The organism is Gallionella capsiferriformans ES-2 (assembly GCF_000145255.1).
GTDB lineage: Bacteria > Pseudomonadota > Gammaproteobacteria > Burkholderiales > Gallionellaceae > Gallionella > Gallionella capsiferriformans.
The window spans coordinates 2,846,122-2,869,242 of the sequence record NC_014394.1 but is presented as its reverse complement, the minus strand read 5'-3'; the positions used below and the strand labels follow the sequence as shown (position 1 = coordinate 2,869,242).

The following is a 23,121-nucleotide window of genomic DNA, read 5'->3' as shown; positions in this document are numbered from 1 at the left end:
TATAATCCGCAACCCACTTGGAAAAATATCAATGCGCATCGGTCCTTACGAACTCAAAAACAACCTCATCGTTGCCCCTATGGCCGGGGTCACTGACAGGCCGTTTCGCATGCTGTGTAAACGCATGGGGGCGGGCATGGCCGTGAGCGAGATGGTCGCGTCAAACTCCCTGCTGTACGGCTCTGAGAAGACGAAACGCCGCGCCAATCATGAGGGTGAGGTCGATCCGATCTCGGTGCAGATCGTCGGCGCGGATCCGAAAATGCTCGCGGAAGCCGCGAAATACAACGTGGATCACGGTGCGCAAATCATCGATATCAACATGGGTTGCCCGGCTAAAAAAATCTGCAACGTGATGGCAGGATCGGCGCTGCTGCAAAATGAGCCGCTGGTCGCGAAATTGCTCGAAGCGGTTGTCGGTGCGGTCAATGCGCCGGTGACGCTGAAAATTCGCACTGGCTGGGACACGCATAACCGTAACGCCGTGCGCATCGCACAAATCGCCGAAGCGTCCGGGATACAGGCGTTAGCAATACACGGGCGCACCCGTGCCTGTGCCTATACCGGGGATGCCGAGTACGACACGATACGCGCGGTGAAGGCGAGTGTAACTATTCCTATCATCGCCAACGGTGATATCACCACGCCTGAAAAGGCGCGTTATGTGTTGCAATATTCGGGGGCTGATGCGGTAATGATCGGCCGTGCGGCGCAGGGGCGTCCCTGGTTGTTCCGCGAAATCGAACATTTTTTACAGACTGGCGAGCATATGCCTTCGCCTGAGGTGTCGGAAATCCATCGCGTTTTGCTGGCGCATGTGGTTGAATTATATGATTTTTATGGCGAGCATACCGGGTTGCGTATCGCGCGCAAGCATATCTCGTGGTACACGAAGGGGTTGGCTGGATCGGCGCACTTTCGCCATCAGATGAATCAGTTGGAAAGTGTTGCCGAACAGCATGCGGCAGTGGACGAATTTTTTGCGGAGCAGGCGGCGCGCGGATTGCAGTTGCGCTATCTGGATAATGTGAGTCTGGAAGGGTTAGCGGCATGAGCGCGATTAATGAAAACGAGATGGCGCGCTATGTGCGGCAGGCTCTGAGCGAATACTTCAGCGATCTCGACGGGGAAGAACCCGGTTGCGATGTTTACGACATGGTGATGAATTGTGTCGAAAAACCGCTGGTCGAGATGGTGCTGGCGCAGGTCGGCGGCAATCAGTCGCGTGCATCGGCCATGCTGGGGATCAATCGCAATACCCTGCGCAAGAAAATGCTGCTGCACGGCATAGAATAAAAGCTGAATTCATGCCGCAGGGGCATTCCCACGCAACGACGCAGCCAAGGCTGCTGTTGCTGAGTGAAGGATTCAGGGTTGAGGATGCACCACTCACGATTTACCAAATTTATATTAACTGGAACTATCATGGCAACAATTAAACAGGCACTCATCAGCGTATCCGATAAATCCGGCGTACTCGAATTCGCACGAGGTTTAAACGACCTCGGCGTTAAAATTCTCTCGACCGGCGGCACAGCCAAGCTGTTCGCAGACAACGGCATTCCTGTCACCGAAGTGGCCGATTACACGGGTTTTCCGGAAATGTTGGACGGTCGCGTCAAGACGCTGCAACCTAAGGTTCACGCAGGCATTCTGGCGCGCCGCGATCTGCCCGAACACGTCGCAACATTGGCCGCTCACAACATTCCAACGATAGACCTCGTCGTGGTGAATCTGTACCCGTTCGCGGCCACCATCGCAAAACCGGATTGTTCGCTGGAAGATGCCGTTGAAAATATCGATATCGGCGGTCCGACCATGGTGCGTGCCGCAGCAAAGAATCACGGCCACGTTGCTATCGTCACCGACCCGTCGGATTACACCTCGGTGCTGGCAGAAATGCAGACCAATGACGGTGCCGTATCGGACGCGACGCGCTTTGATCTGATGAAAAAGGCATTTTCGCATACGGCCGCCTATGATTCTGCGATCAGCAATTACCTGACCACGATCGGTAGCGACGGCACAAAAACTGAATTTCCGGAGCAGATCAATTTCAATTTCGCCAAGGTGCAGGACATGCGTTACGGTGAGAACCCGCACCAGAACGCCGCTTTTTACCGCGAACTGAATCCGGTCGCAGGTTCGATTGCCAACTATACCCAGGTGCAGGGCAAGGAGCTTTCCTATAACAATATCGGCGATGCGGATGCAACGTGGGAGCTGGTGAAGACGTTTGATCAGTGCGCCTGTGTGATTGTCAAACATGCTAATCCCTGCGGTGTGGCGATTGCAGACACCCCGCTCAACGCATACAAACTGGCTTATGCGACCGATACCACGTCTGCGTTTGGCGGCATCATCGCCTTTAACCGCGAGTTGGACGAGCAGACCGCTAAACAGATCACCGACAACCAGTTTGTCGAATTGATTATTGCACCGAGCGTGACGGATGCGGCGCTGGCGATTACCGCTGCCAAGCAAAATGTGCGCGTGCTGATCGTGCCGCTGTCGAATGCCCATAACCAGTACGATATGAAGCGCGTCGGCGGTGGACTGCTGGTGCAGACGCCGGACATTCTGAATGTGCAGGCATCGCAATTCAAAGTGGTCACTAAAGCGCAGCCAAGTGCCGAACAGTTGCAGGATCTGCTGTTTGCCTGGCGCGTCGCAAAGTATGTGAAGTCCAACGCGATCGTATTCTGTCGTGGCGGTCAGACTTTAGGGGTGGGCGCGGGCCAAATGAGCCGCGTGGATTCGACCCGGATTGCTGCGATCAAGGCGCAGAATGCAGGGCTTAGCCTGATCGGTTCAGTGATCGCCTCCGATGCGTTCTTCCCGTTCCGCGACGGTTTGGATGTACTGGCCGAAGCCGGTGCCAAGGCCGTGATTCAACCGGGCGGTTCCATGCGCGACGCGGAAGTCATCGCAGCGGCGGACGAGCACGGTATCGCGATGGTTTATACCGGATACCGTCATTTCAGACATTAAACATTGGGACGGGAGTATGGTTTAGGGGGATGGACACAGCAGACTTTGCGACTTTCCCCTGCTGTCTTTCCTGCTTTCCCTTTTTTTTAAGAGAGCGTCAATATGAAAATTTTAGTGATCGGTTCCGGTGGTCGTGAGCACGCAATGGCGTGGCGTCTGGCGCAAGCGCCCAAGGTGCAGAAGGTGTTTGTCGCACCCGGCAATGCCGGTACAGCGCTGGAAAACGGCATTGAAAATGTTGCGATCAGCGAGGTGGACGCGTTGCTCGAATTTGCGCTGCGCGAGAATATCTATCTGACGGTGGTGGGGCCTGAAGCGCCTTTATCCAAAGGCGTGGTCGATGCGTTCCGCCGTGCGGGTCTGAAGATTTTCGGCCCGACCAAAGCCGCTGCCCAGCTCGAATCCTCCAAGGATTTTGCCAAAGCCTTCATGGTGCGGCACAACATTCCGACCGCGTTTTACGAGACTTTTAGCGATGTTGCTGCCGCTCATGCTTACGTCGATAAGCATGGCGCGCCTATTGTCATCAAGGCCGATGGTCTGGCTGCCGGCAAGGGCGTAGTGGTCGCGTTGTCGCTCGATGAGGCACATCAGGCAGTAGACATGATGCTCTCGGACAACAAACTGGGGGATGCCGGTGCACGCGTGGTGATCGAAGAATTCCTGGCAGGCGAGGAAGCCAGTTTCATCGTGATGGTGGACGGCAAAAACATCCTGCCGCTGGCAACCAGTCAGGATCACAAACGCCTGATGGACGCAGATCATGGGCCTAATACCGGCGGTATGGGCGCCTATTCGCCCGCGCCCGTGGTCACCCCTGAGGTGTATGCACGCGCCTTGCGCGAAGTGATCCAGCCTGCGGTGCAGGGGATGGAGAAGGAAGGCCATACTTACACCGGATTTTTATATGCCGGACTGATGATTTCGCCCGATGGCCGCATCAAGGTGCTTGAGTTCAACTGTCGCTTGGGTGATCCTGAGACGCAGCCTATTATGTTGCGTCTGAAGACCGACCTGTTGTCGATGTTTGAACACGGAGTAAATGGCACGCTGGATACGGTTGAGGTGGAATGGGATCGGCGCGTTGCTCTGGGTGTGGTGATGGCCGCGGCCAATTATCCGGAAACCCCGCGGGTGGGCGACGTGATTTCCGGCCTGCCGGCCAGAGCTGATGAAGATGCGCATGTGTTTCATGCGGGAACCAAACTGGTGGACGGCAAGGTGGTCACCAGCGGCGGACGCGTGCTTTGCGTGACTGCGCTGGGTGACAGCGTGCGCATGGCACAGCGCCGTGCTTATCAGATGGCGGACGGTATTTCGTTCGACGGCTGCCAGATGCGTCGCGACATCGGTTTTCGGGCGATCAAGACGGCCAAGTGACGCGCTATCCCGCATCGTTTCGTTCAATTGCCGCCTATTTAAAAAGCGGCGGGCTGATCGCCTATCCGACTGAGTCCTGCTACGGACTGGGTTGCGATCCGCTTAACCGCTCTGCGGTGCGGAAATTGTTGAGACTCAAGCAGCGCCCGCAAGCTAAGGGGCTGATCCTGATCGCATCAGACTACCGTCAGCTGGCGCGCTATCTGCAGCCTTTGAACGAGAGCGGGCAGGCAAGACTGAAAGCGGACGGTGCGAAGGCGATCACCTATCTGATGCCGGTGAAAAAGACCGCACCCAGATGGCTCTGCGGTTCGCACGACACGCTGGCGGTGCGCCTGACCGCGCATCCGTTGGCGCGGCAGCTTTGCCGGGGTGTAAAAAGTGCGCTGGTATCGACCAGCGCCAATCTAAGCGGCATGCGCCCGGCAAAAACCTATGCGCAATGCCAGAGCTTGTTCGGTAAGCAGGTGTGGGTGTTGCCAGGCTGTGTGGGCAAGCGGAAAATACCTTCAAGAATACTCGCATGGGCAGATGGTCGTACCATCCGTTAATTTTTGTGTGGCGATCAATAATCAGGGGGTAGCGATACCCCACAGGAGAAAATATGAGTGTTAACAGCGCAGCCGTAAAAGAATATTTGCTGGAGTTACAAGACCTGATCGTGACCCGCCTGGAGCAGGTGGATGGCAAAAAATTCATTCGCGACAAGTGGCAGCGCGAAGCCGGGGGTGTTGGAATCGGCGCAGGTGGCGGCATCAGCTGCATACTCGAAGAGGGTAATGTGTTTGAGCGCGGCGGCGTGGCGTTCTCGCATGTGCAGGGCGACAAAATGCCTGCCTCGGCCACCGCACATCGGCCCGAACTGGCCGGATGCAGCTGGGAGGCGATGGGCGTGTCGTTGGTGATGCACCCGCGCAACCCGTATGCACCGACTACCCATGCCAATGTGCGCATGTTTATGGCGCACAAACCCGACGGGGAAGCTGTGTTCTGGTTCGGCGGCGGCATGGATCTGACGCCCTATTACGGCTTCGAAGAAGACGCGGTGCATTTTCATCAGATCTGCAAAAATTCCCTCGCGCCCTTTGGTGACGATCTGCACCCAAAATACAAGAAATGGTGCGATGAATACTTCTTCTTGAAGCATCGCAACGAACCGCGCGGTATTGGCGGCATTTTCTTCGACGATCTTTCCGTGCCGGATTTTGACACTGCATTTGCCATCCAGCAAAGCGTGGGTGATCACTTTTTGTCAGCCTATGTTCCGCTGCTGGAAAAGCGCATGAACACACCCTACGGCGAGCGCGAACGCGATTTTCAGCTGTATCGTCGCGGGCGCTACGTGGAATTCAACCTGGTTATCGACCGTGGGACCATCTTCGGTTTACAGTCCAACGGGCGCACCGAATCCATCCTGCTGTCCATGCCGCCGCTGGTGAAATGGCGCTACGACTGGCATCCGGAAGCCGGCACACCCGAGGCTGCACTCTACGATACGTTCCTGAAACCCAAAGACTGGGTGTAAGCCCGCGCTGCGGGGGTGCGTCTCACAATCCCGGCGTATCCTTTGCCCGCGAAAGCGGGCTTTATTTATGCAAACGTTCGATTCATATTGAACCTTCCACTTCCAGCGCAGCGCCCCTGAGGGAAGGTTGCACCGGTCTCATAAGCAAATGAGGGTAAGATGTCGCACATCGTCAGGGTGACTTATCAAATCACTGTTTTGACGAACCAAACAACAGGCTATCTATGATCCTACGCAGCAGACCGTCCGGGTTCCGGTTGTTTTTCATTTTTCGCGGTTCTGTGCTGTCGCAAATCACCGGCGTATTGCTGGTTAATATTGCGCTTGCCACGCTGGTCACCTGGACGCATGGTGATATTTACAACCACAAGATCACGCTGACCGCGATTCCGTTTACGCTGATCGGTCTACCTTTGGCTATTTTTCTCGGCTTTCGCAATACGGCAGCCTATGATCGCTACTGTGAAGGGCGCAAGCTGTGGGGCGAAATTGTTTTGCAGAATCGCAATTTTGCACGCCAGTGCCTGACGCTGGTTGAGCATGCCGGGCCGCTCACGCCTGAAGCTGGATTGGGCGATGTGCGCGTCAGGATGATTGTTCGCACCATTGCGTTTTCCCACGCGCTGCGTCATTTGCTGCGCGACACCGATGCCGTCAGTGAACTCAAGCCTTTGCTGGTGCCTCAGGAGTGGCAGAAAATCAGCACGGTTTCGAATATCCCCGATTATCTGATGCATCAAATGGGGCGCGATTTGCGGCTGTGCATGGATGAGAAGCGACTCGATGGGTGTCTGGCCGCCGCAATCGATATGAGTATGTCGTCAATTACTGCGGCTGCAGCGGCGTGTGAGCGGATTAAGAGCACGCCGATCCCTTTTTCTTATACCCTGATGTTGCACCGGACTGCTTATTTATATTGCTTCCTGCTGCCGTTTGGCTTGGTCGATACGATCGGTTTCATGACGCCCTTTGTGGTCGGTATTGTTGCCTATACTTTTTTTGGATTGGATGCGCTGGGCGATGAAATCGAAGAGCCGTTCGGCCATTCTCCGAATGACCTGGCACTCGATGCCATTTGTCGCGGAATTGAAATCAACTTGCGCGATGCAATAGGAGACAAACACGATTTGAAGCCTCTATTGCCGGTGAATTATTGTCTGATGTAGTGGTTTAAAGCAGGCCTTTTTTGGTCAGGATGATCCCTCTGAACCAGCCGCGGGCCATCATCGGTTCATCGCTGATAATTTCTAACTCCGGTACGGCCAGCAATACCTTCTCGAAAACCACATCCATTCTTGTGGCGATGCGTCCGGACAAGGGTGTAAGCAAGCGGCGCAACGGGGCCGCTTTGCCGGCGCGCAGGAACTTGTCGAACAGGATGATCGTCCCGCCGGGCTTTAGCACGCGGGCGGCTTCGGACAGGCAGCTTGCAGGATCAGGTACCACGGCGGTAATCAGGTGCAGCACGACATGGTCGAAATGATTGCCCGCAAACGGCAGGGCCATACTGTCGCCCAGCACGAACTCCACATCTAATTTCTCTCCGCGAGGCCGGGCGCGGGCGAGCATCGCCGCATTAAAATCCAGTGCAGTGTAATGATGCTGCGTCGGCAGATGCGGCAGATCAAGTCCCGTGCCGATGCCACTCACCAACACATGACGAGACGCGCCAGCCGGCAAAGCGGCCAGCGAACGTTTACGCGCGGCGCGCATTGGACGTTCTATGACTAAATCATAGACGGGTGCGATCAGGCTGTAGCTCAGCCGCAACAACGGATTGCAACGGTAGTCAGACGTCATGCCAGATAATCCAGAACAATGCCGGCGAAGACCGCCGCGCCAAACCAGTTGTTGTGCAAAAAGGCCTTGAAACAGTCATCACGCTGGCGGTTTTTGATGAGGCGATAGTGGTGCAGCGAGATTCCCGCAGCAATAGCCAATCCCGCGTAATACGGCAGACCCAGTTGCGCCATTTGACCTGCTAAGGACAGCAAGCCGAGCGTGACGGCATAACACGCCATGACGGCGGCGACATCGTATTTGCCGAAAAACAGGGCGGAGGAGTGAATCCCCAGATGAATGTCGTCATCACGGTCCACCATTGCGTATTCGGTATCGTAGGCGATCGCCCAGAAAATATTCGCACACAAAAGCAGCCAGGCGACAGGCGGAATGCTGTTCAGCTGTGCGGCGAAAGCCATCGGGATGCCAAAGCCGAAGGCAATCCCCAGATAGGCTTGCGGAATGACGAAAAAGCGTTTGGTGAACGGGTAGCTGGCGGCCAGAAAAACGGCAGGAATCGATAGCAGCAGGGTGAGCGTATTGAGCGGCAGGATCAGCGTAAACGAAATGAGCGCCAGTGCGCTTGCCAGCAACAATGCTTCCTTGTGCGAAATGCGTCCGCTGGTAATGGGGCGATGGCGGGTGCGCTCGACGTGCAGGTCGATGTGGCGGTCGGCATAATCGTTGATCGCACAGCCGGCCGAGCGCATCAGCACGGTGCCGAGCGTGAAGATCAGCACGATAGGCCAGGCGGGTGTGCCGTTCCCTGCAATCCATATTCCCCATAGCGTCGGCCAGAGCAGCAGCAGGATGCCGATGGGCCGGTCGAGGCGGGTGAGCTGTATATACAACGACAGGCGTTCAGTGAGCTTCATTTTTATTAGGATTGAGAATCTAGGAGCGGGGCTTGAGTAGCGCGGTGAAAGTTTAACAGAAACTGATTTTTGCTCAATCCTAAATCCTGCAATTAAGAATTTCAGGCAAAAATACTTCCGTGACCAGTAGCGGCGCATGGTGTAAATAAAATAAGGATCGGCGCGCCCATAGGCGGTCGGGTGGTGCGCCTAATACGCTAGCGGCACGTCGATATAGGGGATGGTGCGGATGCAGCGCCTGATAGTGTAGCGGCTGGCGCACCACCTGCGGGTGGGTAAAGAGCAGCGCACCCAGCGGCTTGTTGCCCAAGTTGCGCAATCCTTGCCATGCGCCGCGAAGTTGGCGGGCGGCGCAGGCGCTGTGGGCAAAGACCACCGGCTGCCCATCGGCGCAGAGAAATACTTCACGCGACCAGGCAAGTTGTTGGGGGGCGATAGCCAATAGGGCAGATTCATCCAGCGCGATGCGTGCCAGGCCGCTACGCACGTTACGCACGGAAAAGTGCTCGCAGCGTTGCGTAATGCGCTGCGTGAGCGAGCCGTGATCGCGCAGCCAAGGCCTCAATTCGGCACTGGCGCCCCACGCGTCGGCGTTCCAGAAGTTGTCTTTATACGTGCAAATAGTCATGTTTGTTTGCCATCCAGCGGTGCAAATAGGTGCGCGCCGCATCCGGATAATCGCTCAATAATTCATCGGCGACTTCGCGTGCGTGTTCAAGTAAATCTTCATCGGCTTCAATGTCGGCGAAGCGCAGCATCGCCACGCCGCTTTGTCTTGCACCCAGCAATTCGCCAGGGCCGCGCAATTGTAAGTCCTGCTGGGCAATCACGAAGCCATCGGTGTTCTCGAAGATGACTTTTAATCGTGTGCGTGCTAGTTCTGAGAGCGGTTTGTGATACAGCAAAATACAGAGGCTTTGTGCTGATCCGCGTCCTACCCGTCCGCGCAGTTGATGGAGCTGGGCCAGCCCCATGCGCTCGGCATGATCGATCACCATCAGGCTGGCGTTGGGCACATCCACGCCGACTTCAATGACGGTCGTCGCAACTAGCAGCTGCAATTCGCCTGCCTTGAATGCGCTCATAGTGCGCACCTTTTCGGCGCTTTCCATTTTGCCGTGAACCAGGCCGACACGCAGATCCGGAAAGGTGTCCGTCAGCAATTCAAATGTTTCCTGCGCATTTTGCAATTGCAAGACTTCGGATTCGTCGATCAAGGGGCAGACCCAATAGGCTTGTGCGCCGGTCATGCAGGCAGCGCGAACCCGTTCGAATACCTCTTCGCGGCGTGTGTCGCTCACCAATTTGGTAATCACCGGCGTGCGTCCGGGCGGCAATTCATCGATCACCGACACGTCCAGATCCGCGTAATAGCTCATCGCCAGCGTGCGTGGAATCGGCGTTGCGCTCATCATTAATTGGTGCGGCTCAGAGGATTTTTCATCCGGTGCTACGGGCTGTTTGCCTTTCGCATGCAGCGCCAGTCGTTGTTGCACGCCGAATTTGTGCTGTTCATCGACAATCGCCAGCCCTAATTTATGGAAGGTAATCTGTTCCTGAAATAAAGCGTGCGTGCCGATGGCAAGCCATGTTTCGCCCGATGCAATCAACTCGGCGGCCACGCGCTTGTCCTTTTTCTTCAGGCTGCCGGACAGCCAGACCGGCACTATTCCTAGTGGGGATAACCACTCTGTCAGCTTGAGATAATGCTGTTCAGCGAGGATTTCAGTGGGTGCCATCAAGGCGACTTGATAGCCATTTTCGATGGCTTGCAAGGCGGCGAGTGCTGCGACGATGGTCTTGCCGCTGCCGACATCGCCGAGCAGTAAGCGTTGCATCGGGTGCGGGCGGGCAAGGTCTGCGCTGATTTCCGCGTAGACTTTTTGTTGCGCTTTGGTCAGTGAAAACGGCAGAATTTTTAGCAGGCTATCGGTGTAATGGCCCTGTGGCGGCAGCGCGGGCGCAATGCGCCGGCTGCGTTCTTTGTGATGCACGCGCATGGACAGTTGCTGGGCCAGTAACTCATCAAATTTGATACGTCGCCAGGCTGCGTGACTTTTATCCGCCAGAGTACATGCGGCGATGTCTGTTGTGGGGTTGTGCAGCAGTCGGATGCTGTCAAAAAACCCCGGTAAATTTAAATTATGGCGAAATTTTTCTGGCAGCGGGTCGGCTGGATTGAGCACCTCCAACGCATTGGCAATCAGCTTTTTTAACGTGAGTTGCGACAGTCCTGCCGTGGTCGGATAGACCGGAGTGAGGCTGGTTGCCAGCTGCGTTTTATCGCTCACCGCCCGGCATTTCGGATGCACCATCTCCAGCCCGAAATAACCGATTCTCGCCTCGCCGATCGCGCGTACTTGGCGGCCTACCGCCAGCAGTTTGATCTGGCTGGGGTAGAAATTCAAAAAACGCAGATACAGCTCATCCTCTTTGTCCTGTAGGCGGCAAACCAGTATTTTTCTGGGCTTGTACAGGACCTCGTTGTGCGTGATGACGCCCTGTACCTGCACCGTCTCGCCGGGTTCAACGTCGGCAAGCGAGACGAGCTCAGTCTCATCCTCATAGCGCAACGGCAGATGCAACAACAAATCCGCCCGATGGCGGATGCCCAGCTTAGCCAGCTTGGTAAGGGTCGCAGCAGAGATTTTGAGCGGTGTCGTCAAATCGCCCTCTTATTTAAAGGGGGCGGCATGTGGCTCATGTTCGTTAGTCCTGAACGACCAGTATTCCGTCCATTTCAACCAGTGCGCCGCGCGGCAATGCAGATACCTGGACTGCGGCACGGGCAGGGTAGGGCTGCTGGAAATAGCCTGCCATGATTTCGTTCACTTTGGCGAAATGCTTTAAGTCGGTTAAAAAGATATTGAGTTTTACGATGCCGTCGATATTGCTATTCGCGGCGACCGTAACGGCACGCAGATTCTGGAATACACGGTGAATTTGCTCGTCTATGCCTTCCACCATCTGCATGGTAGCAGGATCAAGACCGATTTGACCGGACAGATACACGGTATCGCCTACGCGAATGGCTTGCGAATAGGTGCCGATGGCGGCGGGTGCGTCAGGTGTTTGAATGAATTGTTTGTTTGCCATGATGAAATCCTGTCAGTGAAATGGTTAGCAGCAGGCTCGAATTATAACCGACACCCGCATTTCATCCGCTATACGGCGATCTTGAAGATGACCTTGCGGATTGGACCTGTGCCCACCAGCGGCGCATGGGCGTCTTCCGGGAAGAAAATGCAGAAATGATCGGGCGGCACGGGGATCCATGCTGCGGGTGCGTCGAGAAAAAAAAGGATGTCGCGATCTATGCTGTGTTCGCCGATCGGATTATAGCAATCTGCCAGCGGTTTCCAGCCCATGGTTTCATCGCCCTCCAGCACAAGCTGGATGTCGATATAGCGCTTATGTGCTTCCAGTCGTGCCATCTCCTTGGTGCGCCCCGTTACGTGTTCTACGATAGCGATCAGATCATCGCCTGCGAGGTGATAACGCCCCGGCGCCAGCGCATACAGATCCGTGTCGCGGATATATTCGAATGCGCGGAGAAACAGCGGATGCAGTGCCGCGTAGCGGTCAGCTTGGGAGAGTGCGGAAAAAATCATCTGGATAAATCTCTCTTGAGGATAGAATTATTTTCGCGGCGGTAGCATTCGGGTCAGTGTGTTATCGCGCAGCCAATAGTGATGGTACAGTGCCGCTGCCGCATGCATCCCGATCAGGTAATAGCCTGCCGTGCCAACCAATTCGTGTATTTCCTTGATTTGTTTGGCAATGTCTTTACTCTCGCCGATCAGTGCCGGCAATTCAAAGCCGAAGAAAGGGATCGGTTTGCCTGATGCGGAAAGCAACAGCCAGCCGGTCAGCGGCATGCCTATCATCAGCGCATACAGAGCCAGATGCATCAGTTTCGCCGACAGATCCTGCCACTTTTCGGGTTCAGGCCGGATAAGCGGGGTAATCGTGGAGAGTCGAACAGCCAGGCGCAGCCAGACTAGTGCAAACAGCAGCATCCCCAGCATGAAGTGCCAGGTTTTTAATCCCTCGCGCAGCTCACTTCCTTTCGGGTAGAACACGCGTAATTCGATGCAGGCATAGACTGCGATGAACAACAGCAGCATCAGCCAATGGATGCCGATAGCGGCCATGCCGTAGCGGGTTGTCGTATTTTTCCAGTTCATCGCTGATCTCCTTACATCGCTCGATGGTCAGATGGCTCTTGTTATGGGGACGCGTTCAGCGCGGTGCTTTTTGATGTCCGCCGACAGAATGCGATAGTACACCTGCCTATCTATAAAAAGCGCGCAATCATCCCGCCTGACAGATTGCCCGATAAAGGGATCTGTACTTTATGCCCGCTGCCCGGTGCGACGGTGATGATCTGTCCATTCTTGTCGCGCATTTCGGCAAGATCGATGATCTGATTGCCTTGGGGGTGAATGATCTCAAGACGGTCACCGACGGAAAAGCGATTCTTCACGTCGATTTGGGCCAGCCCATTTTCGCAGGAGACGATGTCGCCGACATATTGCTGACGTGAACTTTCCGAGTGGCCGCGCATGTAATTTTGCTGCTCGTGGGTGTGATGGCGCTCGTAAAAACCGTCGGTATAGCCGCGATTGGCCAGCGCATCCAGTGCGCCCAACAAGCCGTAATTGAACGGTCTGCCTGCAACGGCGTCGTCGATCGCCTGACGATACACTTGCGCGGTGCGTGCGACGTAGTAGATCGACTTGGTGCGGCCTTCGACTTTGAGTGAGTCAATGCCGATTTTCGCGAGCTTTTCGACGTGTTCAACCGCGCGCAAGTCTTTGGAATTCATGATGTAGGTGCCGTGCTCATCCTCCATCACCGGCATCAGCTCGTTCGGGTGATCCTGACGGGCAATCACGTACACGCGATCGGCCATTGGATGGCGTTTTTGGTCGCCGCAGTCGGATAAAGCCGACTGGCTTAGCGCTTTGTCAAAATCGAAGTCAATTTTTTCAATTGATTTTGCAAGTGGTTCAATGTCCCCGGTGCCGTTTTCTTCCGCGTTGTCGATCTTGTAATCCCAGCGGCAGGAATTGGTGCAGGTGCCCTGATTTGCATCGCGATGATTGAAGTAACCGGACAGCAGGCAGCGCCCTGAATAGGCGATGCACAACGCGCCGTGCACGAACACCTCCAGTTCCATGTCGGGACATTCCTGGCGGATTTCTTCGATCTCATCGAGCGACAATTCGCGCGACAGGATCACGCGGGTCAACCCTAGCGACTTCCAGAATTTTACCGCCGCGTAATTGACGGTGTTGGCCTGTACCGACAGATGCACATCGACTTCCGGCCAGCGTTCACGCACCATCGCGATCAGCCCGGGATCAGCCATGATTAGCGCATCGGGCTTCATCTCGATTACAGGCTGCATATCGGCCATATAGGTCTTTACTTTGGCGTTGTGCGGCATCAGGTTGCTGGCGACAAACAGCTTTTTGCCCAGCGCATGCGCCTCGGTAATACCCGTTTGCAACTCTTCCAGTTTGAATTCGTTGTTGCGCGCGCGCAAGGAATAGCGCGGTTGGCCTGCATACACGGCGTCAGCGCCGAAGGCATAGGCGGCGCGCATTTTATCGAGGGAGCCTGCGGGTAATAAGAGTTCTGGTGATTTCATGTGTCGCCTTGTGCGGTAGTTTTCTCGACGCTTTGCTGGAATGCTCGGCATTTAAACGAAGTATGCCGGATTATACCGGCATACTGAGCCATCTTATCCACAGGCGCAGGCGGGGATATTGTGCTTAACGACCTGTTCCTTTAGTTGAGGCTGAACAGCTTATTTCAGCCTTTCAACAATCGCCATGCAAGGTGCCGCCTGATTTAGCGTATAAAAATGCAGGCCGGGTGCGCCTCCGGCTAACAGTTTTTCGCACATGGCTGTCACGATGTCGCGACCAAAGGCCTGTACCGACTCGTTGTCGTCGCCAAAGCCTTCCATGGTTTTTCGCATCCAGCGCGGAATTTCTGCGCCGCAGGCATCTGAAAAGCGCGCCAGTTGCGAATAGCGCACGATGGGCATGATGCCCGGCACGATGGGTGCGGTGATCCCCTGTTTCTGGCATTCGTCGACGAAGTGGAAATAGCTGTCGGCGTTATAAAAATACTGCGTAATCGCAGAATCCGCGCCTGCATCGATCTTTCTTTTAAAATTGATCAGGTCGTCGCGCGCTGATTTGGCTTGCGGGTGAACTTCGGGGTAGGCCGCCACTTCCAGATGGAAATGATCGCCCGTCTCGGTGCGGATGAATTCCACCAGTTCGTTGGCGTACTGGAATTCGCCGGCGGTCGCCATGCCGGAGGGCAAGTCGCCGCGCAACGCGACGATGCGACGGATTCCCGCGTCACGGTAGGTTTGTAAAATTGCGCGAATGTTGTCGCGGGTAGAACCGACGCAGGACAGATGCGGGGCGGCATCAAAACCTTCCGCCTTGATCTGTGTCACCGTTTCCAGCGTGCGGTCGCGGGTAGAACCCCCGGCACCGAAGGTGACCGAGAAGAATTCGGGATTGAGTGCGGCGAGTTTTCCGCGTGCAATCGTCAGTTTTTCCACGCCTTCCGTCGTCTGAGGCGGGAAAAATTCAAAACTGATATGTGAGTTGCTCATTATTTCCTCATCAATTGTGTGGCCGCTGAAGTCAGCGCCCAGATAAACAGGCTGTACAGCAAGGCGCCGAGGATGCCGTGCCAGAAGCTGTCGACGATAAATCCGCGCAGTACTGAACCCACCAGCCAGAACAGCAAGCCGTTAATCACGAAGATGAACAGGCCCAGTGTGACCAGGGTTACAGGCAGGGTAAGCAGCAGCAATAAGGGCCTGATCAGTGCATTGACCAGCCCGAGAAAAAAAGCTGCCACCAGGGCGGCGGTAAATCCGTCTACATGGATGCCCGGCACAAAATTCGCCACCGCGATTAGCGCCATCGCATTCAGTATCCAGACCAACAGCAATTTCATAATCGCCTTCCTGTTAATGACAAAAGCCGCCTCACCCGTAAAATCTGAGCGAGACGGCAATCTGTGCAACGTTTATTGCTTAGTAGCGGTAGTGATTGGCCTTGTACGGACCATTCTTAGCTACGCCGATGTAAGCTGCCTGCTGGTCGGTCAATTCACTCAGCTGAGCATTGAGGGTCGTGAGTTGCAAGCGCGCAACTTTTTCGTCCAGATGCTTAGGCAAGGTGTATACGCCGACCGGATAATCGCTGGTGCGTGTATACAGCTCGATTTGAGCAATGGTCTGGTTTGCAAATGAAGACGACATCACATAAGACGGGTGACCTGTACCACAACCCAGATTGACCAGGCGGCCTTCAGCCAGCAACAGGATGCGTTTGCCGTCAGGGAAAATGACGTGATCGACTTGCGGCTTGATGTTTTCCCACTGATATTGCTTGAGGGATGCGACGTCGATTTCGTTGTCGAAGTGACCGATGTTGGACACGATGGCGTTGTTCTTCATCTTCGCCATGTGGTCATGGGTGATGACGTGGTAGTTGCCGGTGGTGGTGACAAAGATGTCGCCGTGTTCGCAGGCGTAATCCATCGTTACAACGCGGTAGCCTTCCATAGCGGCTTGCAGCGCGCAGATAGGATCGATTTCCGTTACCCAGACTTGGGCGGACAGTGCGCGCATGGCTTGAGCGGAGCCCTTGCCCACGTCGCCGTAACCGACGATCACTGCGATCTTACCTGCGATCATCACGTCAGTTGCGCGCTTGATCGCGTCAACCAGCGATTCGCGGCAGCCGTACAGGTTGTCGAACTTGGATTTGGTGACGGAATCGTTTACGTTGATCGCAGGGAATTTCAATTCGCCGCGCTCATGCATCTGGTACAAACGATGTACGCCGGTGGTAGTTTCTTCGGTTACGCCCTTGATCGCTGCCAGGCGGGTCGAATACCATGTACCGTCAACAGCCAGCTTGGCCTTGATGGAATTGAACAGGCAGATTTCTTCTTCAGAACCGGGATTGTTCAGCAAAGACGCGTCTTTTTCAGCGCGTGCACCCAGATGCAACAACAGGGTGGCATCGCCGCCGTCGTCCAAGATCATGTTGGACAGGCCGCCGTCTTTCCATTCGAATATGCGATGGGTGTAGTCCCAGTACTCAGTCAGTGTTTCGCCCTTGACGGCGAAAACAGGAACACCCGTTGCAACGATGGCAGCGGCAGCGTGATCCTGTGTGGAATAGATGTTGCAGGAAGCCCAGCGAACTTCAGCACCAAGGGCTGTCAGCGTCTCGATCAGCACGCCGGTTTGAATGGTCATGTGCAATGAACCTGTGATGCGTGCGCCTTTCAAAGGCTGGCTGGCGGCGTATTCGTTGCGAATGGCCATCAAGCCTGGCATTTCAACTTCGGCGATTGCGAGTTCTTTGCGGCCCCATGCTGCGAGCGACATGTCTGCGACGATATAGTCGGTGAATCCGTTTGTAACAGCGTTCATAGGTAATCCATTCATTTATGTTGGTTAATGAATAGGTGCCGTTGAAACGAAATCACTGCTCCGAGCCTGACGGGGGCGTTCAAACCCGCTGCAGCACCTCTCGGAAGGGGGTAATTATAAACGCAAAATTTTTATTTGGCTAAAAATACGCAAATAAGCGGTGCTTATTTGTGGACTGCCGGCAAGCCGCTCCACAATTCCAGAAGGTCCGGAATGTTCCATTTTTCAGGATCTTCAAAGGAGGTGATTTTGTCCGTACAGCCGGGCAGCGCTAAATCCAATAGTTCAGGCATAATGCGGCAGTTCGATTTGGTCGAGAAAAATACCTTAACTTTAGGGGCGAGCAACGACTTGTCGGACTGTTCCATGACGACAGCCAAGCGGCTCGATGAGAGCTTTACCAGCGAGCCGGTAGGGTAGATGCCAACACTGCGTACGAAGGCCTGAAAAATTCGCTGATCGAAATGGCCGTTGCTCCACTCGGCCATTTTACGGATCGATTCGGCCGGTTCCCAGCCGCTCTTGTAGGGGCGGTTGGAGGTGATGGCGTCATATACATCGCATACGGCAGACATCTTGGCAAACAGGCTGATCTGCTTGTCGGCGAGTTGTTCGGGATAACCACTGCCGTCGACCTTTTCGTGGTGATGTAGGCAGACATCCAGTGAGATATCGTTGATGCCGATACCGCCGAGCAGCAGTTTGTGACCTTCGCTAGGATGATTTTTGACCATTGCAAATTCGGCGTCGGTGAGTTTTCCCGGTTTATTGAGGACTTCGGGCGGAATCATCATCTTGCCCACGTCATGCAGCAGGCCGGCCAATCCGGCTTGACGAATTTGCTCGTCGTCCAGATTAAGCTGTTTTCCCAGCGAGACCATCAGTGCGCAGACGGCCACCGAGTGCATATAGGTGTAATCATCTTTATCTTTGAGGCGAGCCAGGCTAATCAGCGCGCCGGGATTTCGAATCACGGAATTAGAGATTTCTTCGACGATGGGGAGCGCCTCTTCCGAGTTGAGCGCGCTGCCCATGCGTGTTTCCTGAAACATCGAGGCGACGGCATCTCTCGATTTGGCACAAATTTGTACGGCGAGCGCGGCTTCTTGAGCCAGGCTGATGCGCTGCGTTGATTTTAGCTGCGAGTCCGCAAGAGCCAGCGTCGATTCAATCGTATCGTTGACTTCCTCTTCTGTCTCGCACTCCGTTATCGTCTCTTCATCAACATCCGCGCCTTTGCTTGTGTCGATCCACACCAGCTTGATTTTGGTCGCCAGTATGGTTTTAAGATCGTTCGGATCATCCAGTAAAAAGGTCTTGCGCCAGAACGGGTGATCCATCCAAGAACACCCCAGTTCGTGGATGTACATCCCAAGGCGCAATTGTTCGACGGAAATACGTTTATGCATACAACACTCATTTTGCAATTAAGGCGTAATTCTAATACAAAAAACCGCACCCTGTATGAGATACAGGTGCGGAATATTTTGTTTGTGACAGCTGAGGCTTAAAGGATTTATGGCAGCATCAAAGATGCCTCTTTAATGCTTGTGTTTACAGTCCTGCGTCAGCGCGCAAGGCCGCGGCCTTGTCGGTACGTTCCCAGGTAAATTCAGGTTCTTCGCGGCCGAAGTGACCGTAAGCGGCGGTCTTCTCGTAGATTGGACGCAGCAGATCCAGCATCTGCACGATGCCTTTTGGGCGCAGGTCGAAATGACGCAACACCAGTTCGGTCAATTTGTCATCGGCGATTTTTCCGGTACCGTAGGTGTCCACCATCACGCTGGTCGGTTTTGCCACACCAATCGCGTAGGAGACTTGCACCAGACATTTGCTGGCCAATCCTGCCGCAACGATATTCTTCGCAACGTAACGACCGGCATAGGCGGCCGAGCGATCGACCTTAGAAGGGTCTTTGCCGGAGAATGCACCGCCACCGTGAGGCGCTGCGCCACCGTAGGTATCCACGATGATCTTGCGGCCGGTCAGGCCGCAATCGCCTTGCGGGCCGCCGACCACGAAACGCCCGGTCGGATTCACCAGGAAGTTGATGTTGCCCTTGATAAATTCTTTCGGCAGCATCGGCATGATGATGTCTTCAATGGCCGCTTCGCGGATCGCTTCCAGCGTCATATCCGGTGCGTGCTGAGTCGAGAGCACCACGGTGTCGATGGAATGCGGTTTGCCGTCCACGTAGCGGATGGTCACTTGAGATTTTGCATCCGGACGCAACCACGGCAGACGACCGTCGTGGCGCAATTGCGCCTGACGTTGCACAACCTGATGCGCCAGATAAATCGCCAGCGGCATTAAAGTCGGTGTTTCATCGCAAGCGTAACCGAACATCAGGCCTTGATCGCCCGCGCCTTGATTCAAGAAGTCGTCGGACGCACGATCCACGCCTTGCGCGATGTCCGGGCTTTGCTTGTCATAAGCGACCAGTACCGCACAACCCTTGTAGTCGATGCCGTATTCGGTGTTGTCGTAGCCGATGCGCTTGATGGTGTTGCGCGCAACTTGAATGTAATCGACATTGGCGGTGGTGGTGATTTCGCCTGCCAGAACCACGAGTCCGGTGTTGGTCAGCGTTTCTGCCGCTACCCGCGCATAGGGGTCTTGCGCTAGAATCGCATCCAGAATGGCATCGGAGATCTGATCTGACACTTTGTCAGGATGACCTTCGGATACAGATTCGGAAGTAAACAGAAATTCGCTCATGGTTGTGCGCTCGAAATATGTTAAAAGAAGGTCATTCTATCAAATTCCGTAAAACTTGCCAGTATTGCAACCCATGACTACTTTTGTTTTTAATATCGTTTTTCGCATGCTCTCGGCTTTGCCGCTGAGCGTATTGCATCGTCTGGGCGCATTGCTCGGGCGCCTCACCTATGTCGTGTCACGGCAATATGCTGCGCGCATGCGGGAAAATTTGCAGCATGCCGGTTTTTCACTGGAAGGCAAGTTGCTGCCGGAGGTGATCGCGGAAGCGGGCAAAAGCATCGCCGAATTGCCGTGGATTTGGGGGCGGCCTTATGAAGAGGTGCTGGGCGCAGTGCTGGAATGTCGCGGCATGGAGCACGTTGAGGCTGCGCAGGCGCAAGGTCGCGGCACGATCATATTGACGCCCCATCTGGGGTGCTTCGAAATTGCCGGGCTGTATGTCGCCAGATACATGCCGTTCACTATGCTGTATCGTCAGCCAAAATTGCGCTGGCTTGAAGGCGTGATGTGTAAGGGGCGCGAACGCGGTCAGGCTAAATTAGCCAAGGCCGATTTGAGTGGCGTGCGCTTATTGTACAAGGCACTCAAGCGGGGTGAGGCGATCGGTTTGCTGCCGGATCAGGTTCCCAGCGGCGGAGAGGGTGAATGGGCGGACTTCTTCGGGCGTCCCGCTTACACCATGACGCTGGTCGGGCGGCTGGCACAGGCCAGCAACGCGGCTATTCTGTTGGTCAGCGCGGAACGTCGCGTAAACGGCTATGTGATCAGCTTCGAGCCGCTGCAACTGGATTTCTCGCAGCCCGTCCCCAGGCAAATCAACATCGCGCTGGAAAAAGTGATACGTGCCTGTCCGGCACAGTATTTATGGAGTTATAACCGTTATAAAGTTGCGCGCGGAATCAAAATTCTGGATCACACCCCGAAGGTGGGGCTATGAAAAAAATTGCTGTGCTAATACTTTGGCTGCTGCACTTTTTGCCGTTGCCGATGCTGGCGGTACTGGGAAATGTGCTCGGTTTGTTGGTCTACCCGATTGCAGGTGAGCGCCGCAGGGTCGGCGATATTAATTTGTCCCTGTGTTTTCCGAAAATGAGCGAGGCTGATAGGCGGCGCTTGTTGCGGCGCAATTTTATGGCGTTTGGTCGCAGCATACTGGAGCGCAGTATTCTGTGGTGGTCGAGTAGCGCGCGCTTGCAGCGCCTGATACGCGTGGAAGGATTGGAGAATTTTCGGTCCGCAGAAGGTAAGCCACTCATTTTGTTGACGGCACATTTCGTGGCTCTCGATGTGGGCGGGAACTGGCTGTCTCAGCACACCAATGTGGTGACGGTCTATTCCAAACAGAAAGACCCGTATTTTGATGCGCTGTTTTACAAGAAGCGCACCCGCTTCGGTGCGCAACGATTGTATTCACGTCAGGATGGTATGCGGGGGGTGATTCGGGATATTCGCAACGGATTTCCCTTTTACTATTTCACCGATCAGGATCAGTCTGTCAAGGACGGGGTGTTCGTGCCATTTTTTGGTGTGCCGGCTGCGACGCTGACTACTGTTCCGCGCTTAGCCCAAATGACCGGTGCGAAGGTGGTGCCTTGCATCACCCGTATGCTGCCGTACGGTCAGGGGTATGAAATTCGTTTTTATCCTGCCTGGGAAAATTGTCCCAGCGGTGATGAGGTGCTTGACGCGCGGCGTATGAATGAGTTTATCGAAGCGCGGATACTGGAGATGCCAGAGCAGTATTTCTGGCTGCATAAGCGTTTTAAGACGCGACCGGAAGGCGAAGCAAGATACTATTAGCAAGTGGTCAGTGGCAAGTTGTTAGTCGCCGCCCGTTTTCAGGAGATGGAATGAAATACCGTGATTTGCGCGACTTTATTGCGCAGCTAGAAAAAATAGGCGAACTTAAACGCATCAGCGTGCCTGTTTCCACGCATCTTGAAATGACGGAAATTTGCGACCGCGTGTTGCGTGCGCAGGGGCCTGCGATCTTGTTTGAGAATGTGGTCGGGCACAGCATGCCGGTGCTGGCCAATCTGTTCGGAACGCCGCGCCGCGTGGCCTTAGGGATGGGTGAAGAGTCTGTATCTGCGCTGCGCGAAGTGGGCAAGTTGCTCGCCTATCTGAAAGAGCCCGAGCCGCCGAAAGGGCTTAAAGATGCCTGGGATAAGTGGCCGGTGTTAAAGCAGGTGTTGACCATGTCGCCTAAAGTCTTATCCAGCGCACCCTGTCAAGAGGTGGTGTGGGAAGGCGATGAAGTGGATCTTGCAAAATTGCCGGTTCAGCACTGTTGGCCGGGGGATGTTGCGCCATTGATCACCTGGGGGTTGGTGGTGACCCGCGGCCCTGAAAAGTCACGGCAGAATCTGGGCATCTATCGCCAGCAGGTCATTGCAAAGAATAAAGTCATCATGCGCTGGCTTGCGCATCGCGGCGGGGCGCTGGATTTTCGCGACCATTGTAAAAAATATCCCGGCGTGCCCTTTCCTGTTGCGGTGGTAATTGGCGCGGACCCCGCGACCATACTGGGTGCTGTCACGCCGGTGCCGGATTCATTGTCTGAGTATCAGTTCGCGGGATTATTGCGCGGCAGCAAGACCGAACTCGTGAGCTGTCTGGGCAGCGATTTGCAGGTGCCAGCATCGAGTGAGATCGTGCTCGAAGGCGTGATTCATCCTGACGAAATGGCGCTGGAAGGTCCTTACGGCGACCACACGGGTTACTACAACGAGCAGGACAAGTTCCCTGTGTTCACCATCGAGCGCATCACGATGCGCCGCGATCCGATCTATCATTCCACCTATACGGGCAAGCCGCCCGATGAACCGGCAATGTTGGGTGTCGCATTGAACGAAGTGTTCGTGCCATTGTTGCAAAAGCAGTTTCCTGAAATCGTGGATTTTTACCTGCCGCCGGAAGGTTGCAGTTACCGGATGGCGATTGTGTCAATCAAGAAGCAGTATGCCGGACATGCCAAGCGCGTGATGTTCGGTATCTGGTCTTTTCTGCGCCAGTTTATGTACACCAAGTTCATCGTGGTGGTGGATGAAGACATCGATATCCGCAGCTGGCAGGAAGTGATCTGGGCGATTACGACACGCATGGATCCGGTGAGAGACACCCTGCTGGTCGAGAATACGCCGATCGACTATCTGGACTTCGCGAGTCCCGTGTCGGGTCTAGGCGGCAAGATGGGGCTTGATGCGACCAACAAATTTCCCGGAGAAACGAATCGGGAATGGGGCACGACCATCGTCATGGATGAGGCTACCAAGGCTAAAGTCGATGCGATGTGGGGAGAGCTGGGGCTGTAGGTCTACCGTTTGCCCTGTCGAAGTGTGAATCGCTAACAATCAACGCTA

23 protein-coding genes and 1 riboswitch are annotated in these 23,121 nt (G+C 54.9%); of the genes, 10 read left to right on the top strand and 13 right to left on the bottom strand.

Annotation, left to right across the window (positions count from 1 at the left end; genetic code table 11):
• The first annotated feature begins 31 nt into the window (after window positions 1-31).
• The 7 genes from dusB (at window position 32) to GALF_RS13240 (ending at window position 7,062) form a co-directional block, all read left to right on the top strand.
• Window positions 32-1,054 carry a tRNA dihydrouridine synthase DusB gene (dusB, locus tag GALF_RS13270; RefSeq protein ID WP_013294577.1) on the top strand — a complete coding sequence of 341 codons (1,023 nt, stop codon included), beginning with the start codon at window positions 32-34 and terminating at the stop codon, window positions 1,052-1,054.
• Window positions 1,051-1,296 (top strand): helix-turn-helix domain-containing protein, encoded by a 246-nt coding sequence (locus GALF_RS13265; RefSeq protein WP_013294576.1) that lies wholly within the window; start codon window positions 1,051-1,053, stop codon window positions 1,294-1,296. The genes dusB and GALF_RS13265 overlap by 4 nt, the downstream gene beginning before the upstream one ends.
• Before the next feature lie 129 nt (window positions 1,297-1,425).
• Window positions 1,426-2,991 carry a bifunctional phosphoribosylaminoimidazolecarboxamide formyltransferase/IMP cyclohydrolase gene (gene purH / locus GALF_RS13260; RefSeq protein ID WP_013294575.1) on the top strand — a complete coding sequence of 522 codons (1,566 nt, stop codon included), beginning with the start codon at window positions 1,426-1,428 and terminating at the stop codon, window positions 2,989-2,991.
• Between the two features lie 102 nt (window positions 2,992-3,093).
• Window positions 3,094-4,371 carry a phosphoribosylamine--glycine ligase gene (purD, locus tag GALF_RS13255; protein WP_013294574.1) on the top strand — a complete coding sequence of 426 codons (1,278 nt, stop codon included), beginning with the start codon at window positions 3,094-3,096 and terminating at the stop codon, window positions 4,369-4,371.
• The gene (locus tag GALF_RS13250) at window positions 4,368-4,922 is read left to right on the top strand and encodes an L-threonylcarbamoyladenylate synthase (RefSeq protein WP_013294573.1); all 555 of its coding nucleotides are present in this window, start codon (window positions 4,368-4,370) and stop codon (window positions 4,920-4,922) included. Before purD ends, GALF_RS13250 begins: the two co-directional genes overlap by 4 nt.
• A 53-nt stretch (window positions 4,923-4,975) precedes the next feature.
• Window positions 4,976-5,896: an oxygen-dependent coproporphyrinogen oxidase gene (gene hemF / locus GALF_RS13245; protein ID WP_013294572.1), complete on the top strand. Its 921-nt coding sequence runs from the start codon at window positions 4,976-4,978 to the stop codon at window positions 5,894-5,896.
• Window positions 5,897-6,120: 224 nt separating this feature from the next.
• Window positions 6,121-7,062 (top strand): bestrophin family protein, encoded by a 942-nt coding sequence (locus tag GALF_RS13240; protein ID WP_013294571.1) that lies wholly within the window; start codon window positions 6,121-6,123, stop codon window positions 7,060-7,062.
• Window positions 7,063-7,066: 4 nt separating this feature from the next.
• On the opposite strand, the gene GALF_RS13235 is transcribed toward GALF_RS13240, so the two are convergent.
• The 13 genes from GALF_RS13235 to metK form a co-directional block, all read right to left on the bottom strand.
• Window positions 7,067-7,696, bottom strand: coding sequence for a class I SAM-dependent methyltransferase (locus GALF_RS13235; RefSeq protein ID WP_013294570.1), 630 nt, complete (start codon window positions 7,694-7,696; stop codon window positions 7,067-7,069).
• Entirely contained in the window at window positions 7,693-8,553 is an 861-nt protein-coding gene (gene ubiA / locus GALF_RS13230) for a 4-hydroxybenzoate octaprenyltransferase (RefSeq protein ID WP_013294569.1), read from the bottom strand. The genes GALF_RS13235 and ubiA overlap by 4 nt, the downstream gene beginning before the upstream one ends.
• Window positions 8,554-8,632: 79 nt before the next feature.
• Window positions 8,633-9,181 (bottom strand): chorismate--pyruvate lyase family protein, encoded by a 549-nt coding sequence (locus GALF_RS13225; RefSeq protein ID WP_013294568.1) that lies wholly within the window; start codon window positions 9,179-9,181, stop codon window positions 8,633-8,635.
• Window positions 9,162-11,219, bottom strand: a complete 2,058-nt coding sequence (recG, locus tag GALF_RS13220) for an ATP-dependent DNA helicase RecG (RefSeq protein WP_013294567.1) — start codon at window positions 11,217-11,219, stop codon at window positions 9,162-9,164. Before recG ends, GALF_RS13225 begins: the two co-directional genes overlap by 20 nt.
• A gap of 43 nt (window positions 11,220-11,262) precedes the next feature.
• A complete protein-coding gene (locus tag GALF_RS13215) occupies window positions 11,263-11,649 on the bottom strand; it encodes a RidA family protein (protein ID WP_013294566.1) in 387 nt (128 codons plus the stop codon).
• A 68-nt stretch (window positions 11,650-11,717) separates the two neighbouring features.
• Window positions 11,718-12,164, bottom strand: a complete 447-nt coding sequence (locus GALF_RS13210; RefSeq protein WP_013294565.1) for a YhcH/YjgK/YiaL family protein — start codon at window positions 12,162-12,164, stop codon at window positions 11,718-11,720.
• Window positions 12,165-12,191: 27 nt separating this feature from the next.
• Complete coding sequence (locus GALF_RS13205) at window positions 12,192-12,740, bottom strand: cytochrome b (protein ID WP_013294564.1); 549 nt, start codon at window positions 12,738-12,740, stop codon at window positions 12,192-12,194.
• A gap of 110 nt (window positions 12,741-12,850) precedes the next feature.
• A complete protein-coding gene (gene trhP, locus GALF_RS13200; protein ID WP_013294563.1) occupies window positions 12,851-14,209 on the bottom strand; it encodes a prephenate-dependent tRNA uridine(34) hydroxylase TrhP in 1,359 nt (452 codons plus the stop codon).
• Window positions 14,210-14,368: 159 nt separating this feature from the next.
• Window positions 14,369-15,196 carry a methylenetetrahydrofolate reductase [NAD(P)H] gene (gene metF, locus GALF_RS13195; protein ID WP_013294562.1) on the bottom strand — a complete coding sequence of 276 codons (828 nt, stop codon included), beginning with the start codon at window positions 15,194-15,196 and terminating at the stop codon, window positions 14,369-14,371.
• Window positions 15,196-15,546 carry a phage holin family protein gene (locus GALF_RS13190; protein ID WP_013294561.1) on the bottom strand — a complete coding sequence of 117 codons (351 nt, stop codon included), beginning with the start codon at window positions 15,544-15,546 and terminating at the stop codon, window positions 15,196-15,198. Before GALF_RS13190 ends, metF begins: the two co-directional genes overlap by 1 nt.
• Before the next feature lie 79 nt (window positions 15,547-15,625).
• Entirely contained in the window at window positions 15,626-17,038 is a 1,413-nt protein-coding gene (gene ahcY / locus GALF_RS13185) for an adenosylhomocysteinase (RefSeq protein ID WP_013294560.1), read from the bottom strand.
• Window positions 17,039-17,064: 26 nt separating this feature from the next.
• A riboswitch (S-adenosyl-L-homocysteine riboswitch) is annotated at window positions 17,065-17,146 on the bottom strand.
• A gap of 56 nt (window positions 17,147-17,202) precedes the next feature.
• Window positions 17,203-18,447, bottom strand: a complete 1,245-nt coding sequence (locus GALF_RS13180; protein WP_013294559.1) for an HD-GYP domain-containing protein — start codon at window positions 18,445-18,447, stop codon at window positions 17,203-17,205.
• 145 nt (window positions 18,448-18,592) lie between these two features.
• Window positions 18,593-19,756, bottom strand: coding sequence for a methionine adenosyltransferase (gene metK / locus GALF_RS13175; RefSeq protein WP_013294558.1), 1,164 nt, complete (start codon window positions 19,754-19,756; stop codon window positions 18,593-18,595).
• A gap of 73 nt (window positions 19,757-19,829) precedes the next feature.
• Between metK and GALF_RS13170 the strand changes: the two genes are divergently transcribed.
• The 3 genes from GALF_RS13170 to ubiD are packed head-to-tail and all read left to right on the top strand — an operon-like array spanning window position 19,830 to window position 23,073.
• Window positions 19,830-20,696 (top strand): lysophospholipid acyltransferase family protein, encoded by an 867-nt coding sequence (locus GALF_RS13170; RefSeq protein ID WP_013294557.1) that lies wholly within the window; start codon window positions 19,830-19,832, stop codon window positions 20,694-20,696.
• Window positions 20,693-21,559 carry a lysophospholipid acyltransferase family protein gene (locus GALF_RS13165; protein WP_013294556.1) on the top strand — a complete coding sequence of 289 codons (867 nt, stop codon included), beginning with the start codon at window positions 20,693-20,695 and terminating at the stop codon, window positions 21,557-21,559. The genes GALF_RS13170 and GALF_RS13165 overlap by 4 nt, the downstream gene beginning before the upstream one ends.
• Before the next feature lie 50 nt (window positions 21,560-21,609).
• Window positions 21,610-23,073 carry a 4-hydroxy-3-polyprenylbenzoate decarboxylase gene (gene ubiD / locus GALF_RS13160; RefSeq protein WP_013294555.1) on the top strand — a complete coding sequence of 488 codons (1,464 nt, stop codon included), beginning with the start codon at window positions 21,610-21,612 and terminating at the stop codon, window positions 23,071-23,073.
• Window positions 23,074-23,121 lie beyond the last annotated feature (48 nt).